Below are 16,322 nucleotides of genomic sequence, written 5' to 3' on the forward strand. Positions count from 1 at the left end.
GGGAACGCATCTTCATACTGTAAAATGGCGCTCCGCAGTTTTTTACACGGCTTGGCAAGACTGTGCTATGTGTGGTTCATGTCGCCTTGCGCCATACCCGTCAACAATTTGAAGAGTCCCTTTTGCTTACCGAGATCCTGATCGTGATTTTACTCACCGTGCTCAACGGTGTGTTGGCAATGTCCGAATTGGCGGTTGTCTCCTCCAGGCCAGCAAGATTGAAAGTGCTCTCCGATCAGGGAAACCGCGGCGCCGCGATCGCGATCAAGCTCGGGGAAGATCCGGGCCGCTTCCTGTCGACCGTGCAGATCGGTATTACCCTCGTCGGCGTCCTGTCGGGTGCCTTTTCCGGCGCCACGCTCGGCGCGCGTTTCTCCTCCTGGTTGCTGACCCAGGGCATGCCTGACAATGTCGCCGATGCCGTCGGCGTCGGCACGGTGGTCGTGGCGATCACCTACCTGTCGCTGATCGTCGGCGAACTGGTGCCGAAGCAGATCGCCTTGCGCGATCCGGAAGCGATTGCGGCGCGTGTTTCGCCCGCCATGCGGCTTCTGTCGCGGCTGGCTGCGCCTCTCGTCTGGCTGCTCGACCGCTCGGGTCGCCTGGTGCTGATGCTGCTCGGCCAGAGCGGGGCGTCCAACGACCGCGTGACCGACGAAGAAATCAAGACGGTTCTGGCCGAGGCGCACAGCGCCGGCGTGATCGAAACCGAGGAATCGGCGATGATCTCGGGCGTCATGCGCCTGGCCGACCGGACCGCCCGCGCCCTGATGACGCCGCGCCGCGAAGTCGAGGTGATCGATATCGAAGACAGTTTCGAGGAGATCAAGGAGCAGCTGCGTTCGACCAACCGCTCGCGCCTGCCGGTGCGCAACGGCAGTTCCGACGAGATCATCGGCGTACTGTTCGTCAAGGACGCCTATGACGCCTTTTTCCTGCGCAACGAGATGGACGTTCGTACCATCATGCGTGAAGTGCCTGTCGTTTCCGACCTGACCAGCGCCATCGACGTTATCCAGGCGTTGCGCAAATCGACGGCGCACCTCGTGCTTGTCTATGACGAATACGGTCATTTCGAAGGCATCATCACCTCCGGCGACGTGCTGGAGGCGATCACCGGCGTCTTCCAGGAAAGCGAAGTGGAAGAACCGGCCGTCGTCGAGCGCGAGGACGGCAGTTATCTTATCGCTGGCTGGATGCCGATCGACGAATTCGCCGACCAGATGGGCTTCAAGGTCGGCGAGGATCCGGAATACGAAACGGTCGCCGGCCTGGTGCTGACCGAATTGCGCCGACTGCCGGAACTGGGCGAAAGTTTTACCAAGAACGGCTGGCGTTTCGAAGTCATCGACCTTGATGGCCGTCGCATCGACAAGATCCTGCTGAGCAAGGTTGCCTGATCCGGCCTAGCTCCCGGCGACCGGCAAGACGATTGCCGCTCGCCGCAGGAGGTCGTTGCCGGCCGTTCGATTTCCGCTTCCTGTGAATGCGGGTGGAAATCGTTTCACACTCGTTCGAAGTTGCTCTAAGGCAGACGCCGTCATGAAGATTTCCGATCTGATATCGCCCGGCAGTGTGCTTGCGCACGTTTCCGTTTCCAACAAGAACAAGCTGCTGCAGCTTGCCGCCGACACGGCCGCGGCCGCGACCGGTCTCGATGCGGCCGCCATCTTCAAGGGGCTGGTCAACCGCGAAAAGCTCGGCTCGACCGGCATCGGCGAGGGCGTGGCCATTCCGCATGCGCGTTATGCCGGCCTGAACGACGCCTACGGCCTCGTCATCCGTCCGGCGAAACCTGTGGATTTCGAGGCGATCGACGATATTCCCGTCGATGTCGTTTTCGTGTTCCTGACGCCGGAAGGCGATCGCGGCGACCATCTCAATGCCCTGTCGGCTATCGCCCGGCGTTTGCGCACCGACAGCGTGCTGCGCAACGTCCGCCAGGCACGCGACGCCGACCAGCTTTATGCGGCGCTGATTGCCGACGATCCGGCCTGAGGCTTTTGCGCCGAGACCCGGTGTCTGCGGCCCGCGGCCTTTTGCCGTCGATTGTGACAAAGCCCGCCGTTGAACCGGACGTTAAAGCGCGTTAAGCATGCCGCCACTATCGGAAAGGCGCCTGCGAAACCACGGTGCGCCGATGCTCCAATGAGGATCTTATGCGTCTTGTAATGATCGGTTCGGGTTATGTCGGGCTTGTGTCGGGGGCATGTTTTGCGGATTTCGGCCATAGTGTCGTCTGCGTCGACAAGGTCGAGGAAAAGGTCGAGAGCCTGCGCAAAGGTTTGATTCCGATCTTCGAACCGGGGCTCGACGCTCTCGTCGCCTCGAACGCCAAGGCCGGCCGCCTGAGCTTTTCGACGGATCTGGCTGCGGCGGTGCGGGACGCCGATGCGGTGTTCATCGCCGTCGGCACGCCGTCGCGCCGCGGCGACGGCCATGCCGATTTGAGCTACGTCTACGCCGCCGCTCGTGAAATCGCCCGCGCCGTGACCGGCTTTACCGTCATCGTCACCAAGTCGACCGTTCCGGTCGGCACGGGCGATGAGGTGGAGCGGATCATGCGCGAGGAAAACCCGCAGGCCGATATCGAGGTTGTCTCCAATCCGGAGTTCTTGCGCGAGGGCGCGGCGATCTCCGATTTCAAGCGGCCGGACCGCGTCGTTATCGGCACCATCGAGCCGCGTGCCATTGAGGTGATGAAGGACGTCTATCGTCCCCTGTCGCTTAACGAGGCGCCGCTGATGTTCTGCGAGCGGCGCACCTCCGAACTGATCAAATATGCCGGCAACGCCTTCCTGGCGATGAAGATCACCTTCATCAACGAGATCGCCGATCTGTGCGAGCGCGTCGGCGCCGACGTGCAGAAGGTGGCCAAGGGCATTGGCCTCGACAAGCGTATCGGCGACAAGTTCCTGCATGCCGGCCCCGGTTACGGCGGTTCGTGCTTTCCCAAGGATACGCTGGCGCTGGCCAAGACCGCCCAGGACCATGACAGCCCGATGCGGCTGGTGGAGGCGACCGTTGCCATCAACGACACCCGCAAGCGGGCGATGGCGCGCAAGGTGATCGCCGCCAGCGGCGGTGACGTGCGCGGCAAGAAGGTCGCCGTCCTCGGCCTGACCTTCAAGCCCAACACCGACGATATGCGCGAATCGCCGTCCATCGCCATCATCCAGGCGCTGCAGGACAACGGCGCGGTCATCAGCGCCTACGATCCGGAAGGCATGGAGGCGGCAAAGAGCGTCATCGACGGCGTCGCTTACGCCACCAGCCCCTATGATGCCGCCGAAGGCGCCGACGTGCTGGTGCTGGTGACGGAATGGGACGCATTCCGCGCGCTCGATTTCGGCCGTCTGAAGACGGTGATGAATGCGCCGCTGCTCGTCGACCTGCGCAACGTCTATCCGCCGCAGGAGGTGACGCGCCATGGTTTCGAGTACCACAGCGTCGGCCGCAAGTCGGGTGGTGCCGCCTAGATGCGTTATTTGATTACCGGCACCGCGGGTTTCATCGGTTTCCATCTGGCCCGCCGCCTGCTTGAGGAAGGCCATTCCGTCACCGGTTTCGACGGGATGACGGCTTATTACAATGTGCGCCTCAAGGAGGCGCGGCATGCGGCGCTGGCGCAGTTCCCGGCCTTCAAGCCCTATATCGGCATGTTGGAGGATGAAAAGGCGCTGACTGACGCCTACGACATCGAAAAGCCCGACGTCATCGTCCACCTCGCCGCCCAGGCGGGGGTGCGCTACAGCCTGGAAAATCCCAAGGCCTATTTCGATGCCAATCTTTCCGGCACATGGAACGTGCTGGAGCTGGCGCGCCGGGCGGAGATCCGCCATCTGATGCTCGCCTCGACCTCGTCGGTCTACGGCGCCAATCCCGATATCCCCTTCCGCGAGAGCGACAGGACGGATGAGCCGCTGACCTTCTACGCCGCCAGCAAGAAGGCGACGGAGGTGATGGCCCACAGCTATTCCCACCTGCACAAGATCCCGACGACGGCCTTCCGCTTCTTCACGGTCTACGGTCCCTGGGGCCGGCCGGACATGGCGTTGTTCAAATTCGTCAAGGGCATGCTCGACGGCAACGAGATCGAGATCTACGGCGAAGGCAAGATGAGCCGTGATTTCACCTATGTCGACGATCTCGTCGACGGCATCATCAAGCTTTCCGCAGTGGTTCCCGCCGAAGCGAACCGGGTGCAGTCGCCCGGTGTCATCGATACGTTGTCGCATCAGGCACCGTTCCGCGTCGTCAACATCGGCGGCGGTCAGCCGGTCGGCCTGCTCGATTTCGTCGAGACGGTGGAAGAGGTGCTTGGCCGTCCGGCGAAACGACGGATGCTGCCGATGCAGAAGGGTGACGTGCCGCGCACCTATGCCAGCCCCGACCTTTTGGTGGCGTTGACCGGCTACAAGCCGGAAACCAGCCTCAAGGACGGGGTGCGGGCCTTTGTTGAATGGTATCTGGAAGCGCGCAAGGATTTCCTCGATTGAGCGCGCGTGCGCGCCTTTATCCAGAAATGGCCACCGGTCTCATCTCGTAATTTCGCCGCAGCCGCTGTACACAATGGCGGCGCGGGGGCGTCTGTTTGGAAGTTGCGATGCGTTTCATTCGAAAATTGCTGGGAATGGCGGAGCAGGAGACATTCGCCGATCATCCTCGGGCGCGGCTGCGCTACGAGGCCGGCGATTTCGCGGCTATCTATGCCGTGGGTGACGTTCATGGCTGCCACAGGGAAATGATCGACGCCGAGCGGCGGATCATCGAAGACAGCGCCGCCGAAAAGGGGCCGGTGCTGGTCGTGTATCTCGGTGACTATATCGACCGTGGACCGGCTTCCAACGATGTGGTGGAGCATCTCTGCAGCGTGCCGCCGGCAGGGCTGGAGCGCATAACGCTGTGCGGCAATCACGAGGATACGTTCCTGCGTTTCCTCGATGCGCCGACCAGCCATCGCGGCTGGCTCGACTGGGGTGGCCACGAAATGCTGGCGTCCTATGGTGTCGACGTCACCCATATCCTGCAGACCAGCCGCAGTTTCGAGGCCGTCGCCGAGGCGGCGATGGAAGCGATCCCGGAACGGCATATCCGCCTGCTGCGGGCGCTGCCGGTGCTTCTGGAGGTCGGCAAGCTGGTATTCGCGCATGCCGGCATCCGTCCGGGCGTGGCGATCGAGGAACAGACGGACCGTGACCTCCTGTGGATCCGTGAGCCGTTCCTCTCGGAAGGGGCGGGCCTGCCGCTGCTGGTCATTCACGGGCATACGCCGACGGACGAGCCGGTCTTCGCCAAGGGCCGCATCGGCATCGATACCGCAGCCTTCGCCACTGGCCGGCTGACGGTTCTCAAGGTCGCCGGAAACCAGGCGCGCATCCTCTGATGTCGCGAGGGTGAAGGCCCTTCGTTTTTTTGCCGGCGAATTCTACTCCGCCCGGCAGTGCCCCGCCAGACTTGGAGTTGGTCTTTTCAGCCACGGCCCATGGAGCGCCGTTTCGTCGCGGTTTTTTGCGCTCTCACGGCCTGTGCGAGCCAGGATGCCGGCTTCAAATGATATCGTACATCGAAAATTCTACCTGCCCGACCAGCTTTGCCGATATGTCGGCCGATCCGTCGCCATTGCTGTCAACGAAAAGGAATTTGTCTGCTCCGACGCTCGCCAGCACGTAGAGAACCTTGCCGTCAAGCGCTTCGTCGGCGGCGACATTCGCGGTGGCGGCATCGGAAAAGGATGACGAGAGCGATCGGAAGTTGACGGCGCTGCCCGCGCCTCCGGAAATTTCAAAGGTTATGCTGTCGATTCCGGACTGGAAGCCCTTGATGACGTCACGATTGGCGTCGGTGAGGCCGCTGTCCCCAGGCAGAATGTGAAGCACCTCCGCACGCGTCAGGCTCGGATTGGATGCATTGAGTTCCGGGCCATTGCGGGTATGCACGACTGTGTCGTCCCCGCCCATGTTGATCTGCAGGTCGGTGATAGCGTTGCTGAGTTTGCCAGGATCGGGCGGGGAAGGCGAATTCGCGTCTATCATTCGCAGATAATCGCGCCCCTGCGTTTCTCCCGTGCTGCCTGTGTAATTTGCCAACGCACCCGGCGATGTGTTCAGCGCATCGGTATAGGCTGCGGCCGCCGCCAGTTTTTTGTCAGCCGTGGTTCTGTCCGCGCCCGTTGCTCCATCCAGGATATTGACGGCAATCGTTTCGATGGTTTGCCGACCAGAACTCAGTTCGTTGGCAAAGAAGCTGGCTCCGGCCTGATCGGCATTCCGGTTGAACAGGCTCCTGAAAATCTCGTTGACGACGCGATCGTTTTCCATTCCGGAAAATCTGGACTTGTATTCAGCGGTCGCCGCCAAAGTTCCCAGTATCGGTGCAAGATTGGCGCCCGAGGCCGTGATGCCGTTAAAATAAGTCAGTCCGCCGGGATCTGCGGGCCGCCCAAACAATGCCAGATATACGCCCTGAACCGTCGCCATTTCTCGCCTCCTCCGGGCTTGTTCCGTCCTTCCCAAGGAAAGCTATGGCACGATGGAGGATCGGCAAGGCGAGGATCGGAAGGTTGCCGCTCACCTTTTCCTGACAACGAAAAATGCCGTTCCGTAAAATTGCATTCATTGATTTAAGCCGGCCTCAAAGCCTGCCGTGTAAAGTCAAAATCACTGATCGACGAGGCGCCCTGGCGTGTCGCTCGTGACGACAAGCGGTCGTGACTGCGCCACTTGCCTCAACTCTTCCGGCACGGCCGAATTCGCCTTTGTCCCTTGGCGCAATTTGGTCGTGCCGTTTTTATTTGCCTGCCGGGCATCTTTCGCTACTATGTCTTCGACCGAGCCTTGCTCCAGCGGGAAAAACGTGCCGGATTCGTAGCCGAGCGGCGCACGAATAACAGGCTTCTTGCCGCAAAATTTTGCAAAAAATCTTTTGTATTCAAATGCTTCGCCAGCTTGTGGTGAAACTTTGGGCATGGTAGCAATCATATATTAGGAAACAAAAGATGCGACGGCGACGCCACCCGCGCGACCGTTGCACGAAGCCCCGGTTATGGGGCGCGCCAGGTCAAAAACAAAAGTCGTAGAGACAAAGGGGGCCATGCATGAAAAATCTGATGATCGATGGGACGATGACGCGCCGTCTGCTGCTGCAGGGGGCGGGCGCTGCGGCGCTGGTGGCGGCGCTCGGACTTCCCGCTTTCGCCAAGCCGAAGCCGATTGCCGTGGCGCTGGTCACGTCCGTACCGATCGAACAGCAGTGGATCAGCCGCCTGCATCTGGCGCTGAAGGCTGCGGAAGCGCGCGGCGACGTCACCTACGTCTACTCCGAAAACGTCGCCAACACCGATGCCGAGCGCGTCATCCGCGAATATGCCGAAGCCAAGAAGGATCTGATTATCGCCGAAGCTTTCGGTCTTGAGCGCGCCGCCCGCAAGATCGCCGAGGATTATCCCGATATCGCCTTCCTGATGGGCTCGTCCTTCCCGGAGCAGACGCCGAATTTTTCCGTCTTCGACAATTACATCCAGGACGCCTCCTATCTCACCGGCATCGTCGCCGGCAAGGAAACCAAGTCGAACGTCATCGGCATGGTCGGCGGTTACGCCATTCCCGAGGTTAACCGGTTGATGCAGGCCTTTATGGCCGGCGTGCTCTCCGTCAATGCGGACGCAAAATTCCTCGTTTCCTTCATCAACTCCTGGTACGACCCGCCGAAGGCCAAGGAAACCGCCTTTGCGATGATCGAGAAGGGCGCCGACGTGATGTATGCCGAACGTTTCGGCGTATCCGACGCCGCCAAGGAAAAAGGCATCAAGGCGATCGGCAACGTTATCGACACCGCCGAGCAATATCCGGGCACGGTGATCGCCAGTGCGCTGTGGCACATGGAACCGTCGATCGACAAGGCGGTCAATGCCGTGCTGACCGACAGCTTCAAGGCCGAAAACTACGGTCCGCTCAGCCATATGGCCGCTGGCGGCTGTTCGCTGGCGCCGCTCGATCCCAAGCTGGTGCCGCAGGATGTCATCGATCTGGTCAAGGCCAAGGAAGCCGAGATCAAGGCTGGCACCTTCACGGTCGCCATCAATGACGAAGAGCCGAAATCCACCTTGTAATCGTCGCTGACGAGCCCGGTTCCGCCATTATCCTCCAGGGCGGGACCGGGATCTTTTTCCGGTGGGAAGGCCATGACGGACGAAAATCCGGTTGTTCTGGAACTGCGCGGTATTACCAAGCGCTTCGGGCCACTTGTCGCCAACGAGGCCATAGACCTTGTCATGCGCAAGGGTGAGATTTTGGCTCTGCTCGGCGAAAACGGCGCCGGCAAGACGACGCTGATGAACATCCTCTTCGGGCATTATGTCGCCGATGAGGGCGGGGTGTTTGTCGCCGACGGGGCAGGGGCGTTGCAGCCGCTGCCGCCCGGAAGTCCGCGTGCGGCGCTGGATGCCGGCATCGGCATGGTGCACCAGCATTTCGCGCTCGCCGAAAACCTCACCGTCATCGATAACATCACGCTCGGCACCGAGCCGCTGTTTCGTTTCAGCCGTGCCAACGCGGCGGCGCGGGCGAAGCTTGCCGGGCTGATGGAGAGGTCAGGCTTGAAGATCGATCTCGACGCGCAGGTCTCACAGCTTTCGGTCGGGGAGCGCCAGCGCATCGAGATCCTCAAAGCATTGTATCGCGATGCCCGCATCCTCGTGCTCGATGAACCAACGGCGGTGTTGACGCCGCAGGAAAGCGACGGGCTGTTCGAGACGTTGCGCAGCCTGGCCGCGCACGGCCTTTCCGTCGTGTTCATTTCCCACAAGCTGCATGAAGTCGTGTCCGGCAGCGACCGCGTCGCGGTGCTGCGTGGCGGGCGCAAGGTGGCGGAAATCCCGACCAGGGGCAGCGACAAGGCGCAACTGGCCGAACTCATGGTCGGCCGCGCTGTCAGCCGTTCGAAGCGCGAGCCGCGGGCACCGGGTGCGCCGGTGCTGATCCTCGCCGATGTTTCCGTTGGTGGGGCCAATATCCGGCAAAGACTGGAGAACGTTAGCCTGACGGTGCGCGAGGGCGAGATCCTCGGCATTGCCGGCGTTTCCGGTAATGGACAGACGGCGCTGGCGAATCTGTTGTCCGGCCTCGTGACGCCATCTTCCGGCACACTGTCGCTTGGCGGCAAGGTGTTGTCCCTCTTCGATCCGCAAAAAATCGTCGCTGCCGGTGTTGGCCGTATACCGGAGGACCGGCATCATGAGGGCGCTGTCGGATCGATGACGATTGCCGAAAACATTGCGCTGGAGACCATCCGCAACCCGCGTTTCCAGCGTTTCGGTTTCCTGAAGTTCGGCGCCATCCGGGCGCGGGCGGAAGAGGCGATCAAGGCTTATGATATCCGTTGTCCCGGCCCGGATGCCGCGATCCGCCAGCTCTCCGGCGGCAATATGCAAAAGGCGATTTTGGCGCGGGCGCTGGATGACGAACCGCGACTGATCCTTGCCAACCAGCCGACGCGCGGGCTGGATGTCGGCGCCGTTGCCGAGGTGCACCGCCGCCTGCTTCTGGCGCGGGAGCGTGGTGCGGCCATCGTGCTGATCACCGAAGACCTCGACGAGTTGTTCGAGCTTTCGGATCGGATCGCCGTGATGTTCCGTTCGCGGCTGACGGAGAGTTTTGCCTCCGCCGATCTGGATCTGAAAACACTCGGCCTGATGATGGCCGGTCATGATACGAATGAGGCGGCCTGATGATGAGGCTTGAACCCAGGACCGCACCCAGTCCGTTGCTGACCTACGGCGCGCCGGTACTGGCAGCGGTGATTTCGCTGCTGCTGGCGGCTATTCCGCTGCTGGCGGCGGGCGTCAATGTCTTTGAGGCCTATGGCGTGATGATTTCCGGCGCGCTCGGCTCGCAATTCGCCTTGACGGAAGTGGTGGCGCGCGCCACGCCGCTGATCCTCACCGGACTTGCGGCTGCCGTCGCCTTCCGGGCGAAATTGTTCAATATCGGCGCCGAAGGGCAGCTCTATATCGGAGCGCTGGCGGCGGTTGCCATCGGCTCCGGCCGGTTCGATGGCCCGGCGCCGCTGATGATCCTCGGCATCTGCATAGCGGGCGCCGTCGCCGGCGCGCTGATGATGCTCGGGCCGACCGTGCTCAAGGTCAAGCTCGGCGCCGACGAGGTGGTGACGACGCTGCTGCTCAATTTCATCGTTGCGCTGTTCGTGCAGATGATGATCGAGGGACCGATGAAGGACCCGATGAGCATGGGCTGGCCGCAATCCGAGCCGATCCTCGACAGCGCCACCCTGCCGAAGCTGATCGACAAGACGCGTGTGCATGCCGGGCTGATCGTCGCCATTCTGGCGGCCATCGGTACCGAGATCATGATGCGCCGCACCGTGCCGGGTTTTCGCATCCGCGCCGTTGGCGCCAGCCCGGCCGCCGCCCGCTTCGCCGGCATGAGCGTGACGAAGACGATGCTTTTGGTCGGCGCGCTCTCGGGCGCTTTTGCCGGCCTCGCCGGCGTCGGCGAGGTGGCCGGTCTCAAGGGCTATCTCACCAACGATCTGTCGCCGGGCTACGGTTATGCCGGCATCGTCGTCGCCATGCTGGCGGGGCTTTCGCCGATCGGGGTGATCGCTGCCGCTTTCTTTGTCGCGGCGGTGTTCGTCGGCGCCGATTCCATGAGCCGGGCGATGACGGTTTCGAGCTACATCGCCAACCTCATCGTTGCGCTCGGGCTTTTGTCGGTGCTGCTCTCCGGCGTGCTGACGCGCTACCGCATCCGCTGGTCGCTGCCGGCGCGGGGGAGGGTTTCCTGATGGCGTCGGTCTTCGATATTTTGCTGACGGTATCTTTCTGGGCGGCGGCGGTGCGGATTGCCACGCCGCTGATTTTCGGCGTGCTTGGCGCGCTGCTCTGCGAAAAATCCGGCGTGCTCAACCTCGGCATCGAGGGCATCATGACGGTTGGCGCCATGTCCGGCTGGCTCGCGGTCTATGCCGGGGCGGACCTCTGGACCGGCGTGGTTGTCGCCGCTTTCATGGGCGCGCTGTTCGGGCTGCTTCTGTCGTTCTTCACTGTGACGCTCGGCCTGTCACAGCATGTCAGCGGTCTCGGCGTCACCATGCTGGCCACGAGTGCGGCCTATTTCACCTACCGGGTCATCCTGCCGAACGTCGATACGCCGCCACGCATCATCCCGTTCCAGCCGCTGGATATCCCCGTCCTTTCCTCGATCCCGCTCCTCGGGCCGGTGCTGTTCCAGCAGACGGCATTGACGTTGCTTGCCTTCGTGCTGGTCGGCGTGCTCGCCTGGTTCCTGGCGAAAACACCGCTCGGTCTTGCCGTGCGCGCCGTCGGCGAAAACCCGTCGGCCGTCGAGGCGCAGGGCCTCAACGTACTTTGGCTGCGCACCTGCGCCGTCGTCGCCGGTTCGGCGATCATGGCGATCGGCGGCGCCTTCCTCACCATGTCGGCTTTCGATGCCTTCTTTTTCGAGATGGTCGCCGGGCGCGGCTGGATCTGCATCGCGCTCACCGTCTTCGCGTCATGGAAACCGGGCAAGGCACTGTTTGCCGCCATCCTCTTCGGCGCCTTCGACGCCTTCCAGGTGCGGCTGCAACAAGTTGTGGGTGCTTTCCTGCCGAGCCAGATTTTCCTGATGATCCCCTATATCCTGTCGATCGTCGCCCTCGTCGTCTGGTCGCGGCGGGCGAGTTATCCGAAGGCCCTGATGATCCCCTATGTGCGCGGCCAGCGCTGAGAACGGAATGACAAGATGAGCTTTGACCTGATCGTCCGCAACGCGACATTTCCCGATGGCCGTACGGGCATCGACATCGGCATCCGAGAAGGCAAGATCGTCGCCGTCGAGCCGAGGCTTGCGGCCGAGGCCGGTCGTGAGATCGATGCTGCCGGTCATCTCGTCTCGCCGCCCTTCGTCGATTGCCATTTCCACATGGATGCGACGCTGTCGCTCGGCCTGCCGCGCATGAACGTCTCTGGCACGCTTCTGGAAGGCATCGCGCTCTGGGGCGAGTTGAAGCCGATCCTCACCTTCGACGCCGTCGTCGAGCGGGCGCTGCGGTATTGCGATCTTGCCGTCTCGCAAGGGTTGCTCGCCGTGCGCACCCATGTCGATATCTGCGACGACCGGCTGCTCGCCGTCGAGGCGCTGCTGCATGTGCAGCGTGTCGTCAAGCCCTATCTCGACCTGCAGCTCGTCGCCTTCCCGCAGGACGGCTATTACCGCTCGCCGACGGCGGCGGAAAACCTCGAGAGGGCACTGGATTTCGGCGTCGACGTCGTCGGTGGCATCCCGCATTTCGAGCGGACGATGGAAGACGGCGCCATGTCGGTGACGGCGCTCTGCGAGATCGCCGAACGCCGCGGCCTGCCGGTGGACATGCATTGCGACGAAAGCGACGACCCGCTGTCGCGCCATATCGAAACGCTGGCCTACGAGACCAACCGGCTCGGCCTGCAGGGCCGCGTCACCGGCTCGCACCTCACCTCGATGCATTCGATGGACAATTATTATGTCTCGAAACTGCTGCCGCTGATCGCCGAGTCGGAGGTGCACGCGGTGCCCAACCCGCTGATCAACATCATGCTGCAGGGCCGGCACGACACTTATCCGAAACGCCGCGGCATGACGCGCGTCAAGGAGATGCGTGACTACGGCATCAACATCGCCTTCGGCCAGGATTGCACCATGGACCCCTGGTATTCGCTGGGCGGCGCCGACATGCTCGACGTGGCGCATATGGGCCTGCATGTCGGCCAGCTGTCGTCGCGCGAGGCGATGCGGTTCTGCTTCGAGGCGGTGACGACCAATCCGGCCAAGGTGATGGAACTGGAGGATTACGGCCTCGATGTCGGCTGCAACGGCGATCTGGTGATCCTGCAGGCAAAGGACGCCATCGAGGCGATCCGGACGCGGGCGACCCGGCTCTTCGTCGTCCGTCGCGGCAAGGTGATCAGCGAGACACCGGCGAAGGTCAGCCGACTGTCGCTCGATGGCCGGCCGGAATCAGTCGATCCGGCGGCCTATGCGCCGGTTGCCGAAGGGTGATCGTCTCGGCTGCGCCTGACCTTTTTTGGTCAACGTAAAGATGTGGCGAAATACGCAAGGCTTCATTTACCCGTCCCGCGCAACATCTCGCGCATAAGAACGCGGGAGATGTCGCTATGCAGTTGGCGCAGGAATACAATCAGCATTGCACCTATTTCAAACAGCGCGATTATGGGATCGTCGATGAAAACGTGCATACGGACGTAAAATACGGCATCTGCGTCGGCAACTCGGTCGATTGGATCGTCCGGCATAGCCGCTTCAAGTCCGAGGGCGCAAAAAAGCGCATCGACTTCCTTCGCAATGAAGCGAGATCGTCGGGGATCGCGCGGCAGAGAGCCTATCTGGAGGCACTCACCCAGAACCGCTCGACAGCTGAAAGCGGCCAGACGAGAGAATTCACCGCAGCGCTTGCGGTCGGCGGAGCCGGAATGACGGCCGCCTTCGTCAACACCAAGGCCTTCGTCAAGGAAAAGGCAAACGAGTCATTGCACCCGATCTATACGGGGTCGTCGTCGCTCAACCGCTATTACATGATCATCCTGACGTTCGGATCGGACAATCACTGCATCGCCGCGTACCATTCCGGCGGCAAGTTTCTCGGCATTGGCTCGCATCTCTACGTTTTCGAGCCGAACTTCGGTGAGATCAAGGTTCCAGCCAGCGAATCGAGCGTGAAGGGCCTGTTCAAGGCGATCGCCGAGGCCTACGAGGGATATACGCCGAGGGGCTCCAGCACGCCGTCTCCGAAATATCTCGATCGCATCACCCTGACCCAGCTTTCGCTTGCCGCCGCCGGCTCCGGGCGCGCCCGCTCCAACGCTATCGGCGCAAACAGCATGGCTGCCTGAGCGATCAGGCTGCCACTTTCGGCCTGCCTCTCTCGGCGATGGCGATACCGCCGAGAGCAAGCGCGAGCGCGATGACGTGAAAAAGCTGCAGGTCTTCGCCGACCAGCAGCACAGACAGCAACGTGCCGAACACCGGTACGAGATTGATGAAAAGTCCCGCCCGGTTGGGACCGATATTATCGACTCCAAGCACATAGAGGATCTGCGCCACCAGCGAGGCGAAAATGCTGGTCCACAGGGCAATCGCCCAGCCGCTCGCATCCGGCCAGATGGCATCGCCCGCAGCCATTTCCCAGCCTAGCAGCGGCACGGAGGCCAGAAGCGCGCCAAGCGCCGGCAGCGCCATCAGGCTTTTCCAGTGGATCGGCGGGCGCCAGCGCAGCAAGAGCGTATAGACGGTGTAGGCGACCACGGCGAGCATCATCAGCGCATCGCCGAAATTGAGCGTCAGTTGCGCCAGGCTCATGAGATCGCCATGCGAGGCGGTCAGCGCAATGCCGAGCATGGTGACGGCAAAACCGACGATCTGCGCCAGCGACACCCGCGTACGGTAGAGCAGAAAATTGGCGATGAAGATCAGCACCGGAATGCCCGCCTGCTCGATGGCGACGTTGATCGCCGTCGTATAAAGCACCGCCGTATAGAGAAAGGCGTTGAAGCTGGTGTAGCCGATGACGCCCAGGACCATCAGCAGCAGCCAGTTCTGCTTGAGCAGGGGCCAGTCCTTCTTCAATTGCGGCACGGAGATGGCGACGATCAGCATGAAGGCGAACGCCCAGCGCCAGAAAGTCAGCATCATCGGGCTGATATGGCCGATTGCAAGCTTGCCGGCGACGGCGTTGCCACCCCAGCACAGTGCGGCGATCGTCAGGTACACATAAGCTTTGAGGGACAAGATGTTTCTTCCGTTTTACCGTCCTCTCTCGGGACGTGTTTGGTTATGCGAATGTGATTGCTGGCACAGCTTTTGTTGGATACGGCCGGGCTAGGGCTTCCTTTTGTCACGCAAAAAGCCAATTGTGGAGTCAAACAGGGTCGCTTTCCTGAAAACAAAACAGTATAGATGCGCGGGTTTGGGTTGGCGCAAGGCGCTGAGATGACAGGAATTTGAGATGACGAATGTCGTGGTTGTCGGCTCGCAGTGGGGCGACGAAGGCAAGGGTAAGATTGTCGACTGGCTCTCGGAGCGCGCCGATGTGATCGTGCGTTATCAGGGTGGCCACAATGCCGGCCATACGCTGGTGATCGACGGTGTCAGCTACAAGCTCGCCCTTTTGCCTTCCGGCCTGGTGCGCGGCAAACTCAGCGTCATCGGCAACGGTGTCGTCGTCGATCCGCATCATTTCGTCGCCGAAGTCGAAAAATTGCGCGCCCAGGGTGTTGCGGTGACGCCGGAGGTGCTGCGCATCGCCGACAATGCGCCGTTGATCCTGTCGCTGCACCGCGATCTCGACGCGCTGCGCGAGGATGCCGCTTCCAACAGCGGCACGAAGATCGGCACGACCCGCCGTGGCATCGGCCCGGCCTATGAAGACAAGGTCGGCCGTCGTGCCATCCGCGTCATCGACCTTGCCGATCCCGATACGCTGCCGGCCAAGATCGACCGGCTGCTCACCCACCACAACGCCCTGCGCCGCGGCATGGGCCTCGAAGAAATTTCCGTGCAGGCGCTGCAGGATGAACTGACCTCGGTTGCCAAGCACATCCTGCCTTACATCGACCAGGTCTGGCGTCTGCTCGACGAGCAGCGCAAGGCCGGCGCCCGCATCCTGTTCGAAGGTGCCCAGGGCGCACTGCTCGACAACGACCACGGCACCTATCCTTTCGTCACCTCCTCGAACACCGTTGCCGGCCAGGCGGCCGCCGGTTCCGGCCTCGGCCCGACGGCAATCGGCTACGTGCTCGGCATCACCAAGGCCTATACGACCCGCGTCGGCGAAGGCCCGTTCCCGTGCGAGCTGAACGACGAGATCGGCAAGCATCTCTCGACCGTTGGCCGCGAGGTCGGCGTCAACACGGGTCGTCCGCGCCGTTGCGGCTGGTTCGATTCGGTGCTGGTGCGCCAGACGGTGAAGACCTCTGGTATCAGTGGCATCGCGCTGACCAAGCTCGACGTTCTCGACGGGCTGGACGAGTTGAAGATCTGCGTCGGCTACAAGCTCGACGGCGTGGAAATCGACTATCTTCCGGCGAGCCAGAGCGCGCAGGCCCGTATCGAGCCGGTGTATATCACGCTTGAGGGTTGGAAGGAGTCGACGGTCGGCGCCCGCAAATGGGCAGATCTGCCGGCCCAGGCGATCAAGTATGTCCGTCAGGTCGAAGAACTGATCGGTGCTCCGGTGGCGCTGCTGTCGACCAGCCCGGAACGGGACGACACCATACTTGTGACCGATCCTTTTGAGGACTAATGTCG

General features: G+C 62.0%; 15 protein-coding genes. 12 read left to right on the forward strand and 3 right to left on the reverse strand.

What is annotated here, in order from left to right; translation table 11 throughout:
- Positions 1–137 precede the first annotated feature (137 nt).
- The 5 genes from ACSQ3I_RS17220 (at position 138) to ACSQ3I_RS17240 (ending at position 5,386) form a co-directional block, all read left to right on the forward strand.
- Positions 138–1,400: a hemolysin family protein gene (locus ACSQ3I_RS17220; RefSeq protein ID WP_436001180.1), complete on the forward strand. Its 1,263-nt coding sequence runs from the start codon at positions 138–140 to the stop codon at positions 1,398–1,400.
- Between the two features lie 142 nt (positions 1,401–1,542).
- Positions 1,543–1,998 (forward strand): PTS sugar transporter subunit IIA, encoded by a 456-nt coding sequence (locus tag ACSQ3I_RS17225; RefSeq protein ID WP_436000912.1) that lies wholly within the window; start codon positions 1,543–1,545, stop codon positions 1,996–1,998.
- A 161-nt stretch (positions 1,999–2,159) separates the two neighbouring features.
- Positions 2,160–3,479 carry a UDP-glucose dehydrogenase family protein gene (locus ACSQ3I_RS17230; protein WP_436000914.1) on the forward strand — a complete coding sequence of 440 codons (1,320 nt, stop codon included), beginning with the start codon at positions 2,160–2,162 and terminating at the stop codon, positions 3,477–3,479.
- A complete protein-coding gene (locus ACSQ3I_RS17235; protein WP_436000916.1) occupies positions 3,480–4,499 on the forward strand; it encodes an NAD-dependent epimerase/dehydratase family protein in 1,020 nt (339 codons plus the stop codon).
- A gap of 107 nt (positions 4,500–4,606) precedes the next feature.
- The gene (locus tag ACSQ3I_RS17240; RefSeq protein ID WP_436000918.1) at positions 4,607–5,386 is read left to right on the forward strand and encodes a metallophosphoesterase family protein; all 780 of its coding nucleotides are present in this window, start codon (positions 4,607–4,609) and stop codon (positions 5,384–5,386) included.
- 163 nt (positions 5,387–5,549) lie between these two features.
- On the opposite strand, the gene ACSQ3I_RS17245 is transcribed toward ACSQ3I_RS17240, so the two are convergent.
- Positions 5,550–6,479 carry a DUF4214 domain-containing protein gene (locus ACSQ3I_RS17245; RefSeq protein ID WP_436000919.1) on the reverse strand — a complete coding sequence of 310 codons (930 nt, stop codon included), beginning with the start codon at positions 6,477–6,479 and terminating at the stop codon, positions 5,550–5,552.
- A 180-nt stretch (positions 6,480–6,659) separates the two neighbouring features.
- A complete protein-coding gene (locus tag ACSQ3I_RS17250; protein ID WP_436000921.1) occupies positions 6,660–6,968 on the reverse strand; it encodes a hypothetical protein in 309 nt (102 codons plus the stop codon).
- A 128-nt stretch (positions 6,969–7,096) separates the two neighbouring features.
- Between ACSQ3I_RS17250 and ACSQ3I_RS17255 the strand changes: the two genes are divergently transcribed.
- From ACSQ3I_RS17255 to ACSQ3I_RS17280, 6 genes are all read left to right on the forward strand, one after another.
- A complete protein-coding gene (locus ACSQ3I_RS17255) occupies positions 7,097–8,110 on the forward strand; it encodes a BMP family protein (RefSeq protein WP_436000923.1) in 1,014 nt (337 codons plus the stop codon).
- A gap of 72 nt (positions 8,111–8,182) precedes the next feature.
- Complete coding sequence (locus ACSQ3I_RS17260) at positions 8,183–9,727, forward strand: ABC transporter ATP-binding protein (protein WP_436000925.1); 1,545 nt, start codon at positions 8,183–8,185, stop codon at positions 9,725–9,727.
- On the forward strand, positions 9,727–10,803 hold the full coding sequence (locus tag ACSQ3I_RS17265; protein WP_436000926.1) for an ABC transporter permease: 1,077 nt from the start codon (positions 9,727–9,729) through the stop codon (positions 10,801–10,803). The genes ACSQ3I_RS17260 and ACSQ3I_RS17265 overlap by 1 nt, the downstream gene beginning before the upstream one ends.
- Positions 10,803–11,747 carry an ABC transporter permease gene (locus tag ACSQ3I_RS17270; protein ID WP_436000928.1) on the forward strand — a complete coding sequence of 315 codons (945 nt, stop codon included), beginning with the start codon at positions 10,803–10,805 and terminating at the stop codon, positions 11,745–11,747. The genes ACSQ3I_RS17265 and ACSQ3I_RS17270 overlap by 1 nt, the downstream gene beginning before the upstream one ends.
- Before the next feature lie 15 nt (positions 11,748–11,762).
- Complete coding sequence (locus ACSQ3I_RS17275; protein ID WP_436000930.1) at positions 11,763–13,058, forward strand: amidohydrolase family protein; 1,296 nt, start codon at positions 11,763–11,765, stop codon at positions 13,056–13,058.
- Positions 13,059–13,174: 116 nt separating this feature from the next.
- Entirely contained in the window at positions 13,175–13,909 is a 735-nt protein-coding gene (locus ACSQ3I_RS17280; RefSeq protein WP_436000932.1) for a YopT-type cysteine protease domain-containing protein, read from the forward strand.
- A 4-nt stretch (positions 13,910–13,913) separates the two neighbouring features.
- Here ACSQ3I_RS17280 and ACSQ3I_RS17285 read toward each other — a convergent pair whose 3' ends face one another.
- Positions 13,914–14,804 carry a DMT family transporter gene (locus ACSQ3I_RS17285; protein ID WP_436000934.1) on the reverse strand — a complete coding sequence of 297 codons (891 nt, stop codon included), beginning with the start codon at positions 14,802–14,804 and terminating at the stop codon, positions 13,914–13,916.
- A 217-nt stretch (positions 14,805–15,021) separates the two neighbouring features.
- Here ACSQ3I_RS17285 and ACSQ3I_RS17290 point away from each other — a divergent pair, with 217 nt between their 5' ends.
- The gene (locus ACSQ3I_RS17290; RefSeq protein WP_436000936.1) at positions 15,022–16,317 is read left to right on the forward strand and encodes an adenylosuccinate synthase; all 1,296 of its coding nucleotides are present in this window, start codon (positions 15,022–15,024) and stop codon (positions 16,315–16,317) included.
- The last annotated feature ends 5 nt before the right edge of the window (positions 16,318–16,322 follow it).

Origin of the sequence: Rhizobium sp. LjRoot30 (genome assembly GCF_964253915.1) — a bacterium.
In the GTDB taxonomy this organism is placed as follows: Bacteria; Pseudomonadota; Alphaproteobacteria; order Rhizobiales; family Rhizobiaceae; genus Metarhizobium.